This window comes from Pseudomonas sp. 2995-1 (genome assembly GCF_002742505.1).
Taxonomy (GTDB): Bacteria; Pseudomonadota; Gammaproteobacteria; order Pseudomonadales; family Pseudomonadaceae; genus Aquipseudomonas; species Aquipseudomonas sivasensis.
Window position 1 is genome coordinate 1 of record NZ_LJSA01000114.1, and the last position, 229, is coordinate 229.

Consider the following 229-nt stretch of genomic DNA (forward strand, 5'->3'; position numbering starts at 1 on the left):
GTTTTTTCATTCTCTTCATCAGATCCATCATTTATTATTGTCGTTAAATCAGTCATTGGCTTCGAGAATAAATCACTTCTAACTCTTTCACGCTCTTTCAATTCTCCAGCTGCCTCTTTAAACTTTTTATATTCAATTAATCGGTGCATTAATTCTTCCCTAGGATCCCCTTCTCCATATTCAAATTCCTCTTCATCTAGTTCCTCTTGAGCAGGGAGTAACATTTGAC

At 35.8% G+C, this 229-nt stretch carries 1 protein-coding gene; it reads right to left on the bottom strand.

Annotated features, from left to right (window positions below):
• On the bottom strand, positions 1–229 hold a 229-nt coding region (locus AOA61_RS00355), incomplete at both ends, for a segregation/condensation protein A (protein ID WP_158234781.1).